The sequence below is a fragment of the Staphylococcus devriesei genome, assembly GCF_002902625.1.
In the GTDB taxonomy this organism is placed as follows: domain Bacteria; phylum Bacillota; class Bacilli; order Staphylococcales; family Staphylococcaceae; genus Staphylococcus; species Staphylococcus devriesei.
The window spans coordinates 1-1669 of record NZ_PPRG01000110.1; the positions used below are offsets into that span (position 1 = coordinate 1).

Consider the following 1669-nt stretch of genomic DNA (forward strand, 5'->3'; position numbering starts at 1 on the left):
ATGATAATTCATCAACAATGACAGACAAAGATAACGACGGTGTATCAGATGTAGTAGATCCAGCAGATGCAGACTCTGACGCAGATTCTGATGCAGATACAGATGGAGACGGAGACGGCATCACAGATGATGTTGATACAGATGAAGATAATGACTCTGCAGGTTCGAGTAATCAAGTACCAGATTTAAATGAAGGTAGTAGCACTTCAAATAATACTGATAACAAAGGTAATAATGAAGGTAAGTCTTTACCTGAAACTGGTGAAAGTGATAGTAAGCAAGGTACTATTTTTGGAGCATTATTTGCGGGATTAGGATCATTATTATTATTCAGACGACGTAATAAAAAAGAAGAATAATAATGAATATGAAGAGCTAGGCGATTTGCCTAGCTTTTCTTTTTACTTATAAAATAATGATTTTAAGAATGTAATGAAGTAGTGCTATTTAAAATTGATAATTGAATACTTCTATTTATATAGCAATTTAAATAGAAGTATGTATTCAGTGATCTAGTAAAAATTAACTACTTTAAATTGCAGAATATATTAATTATTCATTATATAATAATAAAGTTATTTGTTTAAATATAAGCTACACTCAAATAGATTTATCACAGCCATCCTTTGAGGTGGCTATTTTTATATGTAGATATGGTTATATATACATATATGAAGAGATTTTTCATGTAAATAGCCCGCCAAATTTTTGAAATTTTATGAGAGATAACAAAGTAAATCTATGAAACATTCAAGTGTTTATATCAATATCGATTGTTTAAAGCTCAAAAAATATAATTGCCAAAATAATTACAAGAGGAATTAATTACATAATGATTAAAAACCGCATCACTAACCAATACGCAGAAGCGTATCACAAGTAAAAGTAAAAAATAGGTAAGTAGATGAAGAGTGTAAATCAGAGTAATTAATAATAATGTATCAAATTTAAATAAAGGGGTCTTTAAGTATGAATTTAAGAGGTCATGAAAATAGGCTTAAATTTCTTGCAAAATATGATGTGACACCTATATCACATTTAAAATTATTAGAAGGTCAAAAGAAAGACGGTGAAGGCGGCATACTGACAGATAGCTATTACTGTTTTTCATATAGCTTAAAAGGTAATTCTAAAAAAATTTTAGGTACGTTTAATTGTGGTTATCATATTGCTGAAGATTTACTAAAATTATCAAATCAAGACAAATTACCTTTATTTAACCCGTTTAAAGTAATTAATGAAGGTAATCAATTGCAGGGTGTAACGAATAAAGGTAATTTAGATATTAATAGGCAAAGAAAACAGTACAATGAAGTGGCTTTACAGCTTTCAAATGCTATTAATTTAATCATAATTTGTTATGAGGGTAATATTAAAGAACCACTTTCAACGATAAAATACGAAACCGATAAATATTATTTTAATGAACCATATGATCGTAAAATTAAAGCAGTAAATACTATTATAGGTAATTTGTTTGATAAGAAATTAGTTGAGAAGATATCTGAAATTAATGTAAATCAAGAAATTAGAAAATTTGATTTTTCATTACTCACTGATAAAATTAAAAAATATAAGATACAAAATAATTTTGAATAAGTGGAGGTAAGCAAATGTTAAATATAGAAGCTAGTATTAAGGATATTCAAGATATTATAAATTATTTTAC

At 27.3% G+C, this 1669-nt stretch carries 2 protein-coding genes; both read left to right on the forward strand.

Going from position 1 to position 1669, the window contains the following annotated elements:
- A partial coding sequence (locus tag CD147_RS11750) for an LPXTG cell wall anchor domain-containing protein (RefSeq protein WP_142382053.1) occupies positions 1-359 on the forward strand: 359 nt, incomplete at its 5' end.
- A gap of 610 nt (positions 360-969) precedes the next feature.
- Positions 970-1599, forward strand: a complete 630-nt coding sequence (locus tag CD147_RS11755; protein WP_103167624.1) for a hypothetical protein — start codon at positions 970-972, stop codon at positions 1597-1599.
- Positions 1600-1669: the final 70 nt, after the last annotated feature.

Coding starts and splice junctions, on each gene's coding strand:
- CD147_RS11755 (WP_103167624.1), top strand. CDS start 970: ATGAATTTAAGAGGTCATGAAAATAGGCTTAAATTTCTTGCAAAATAT.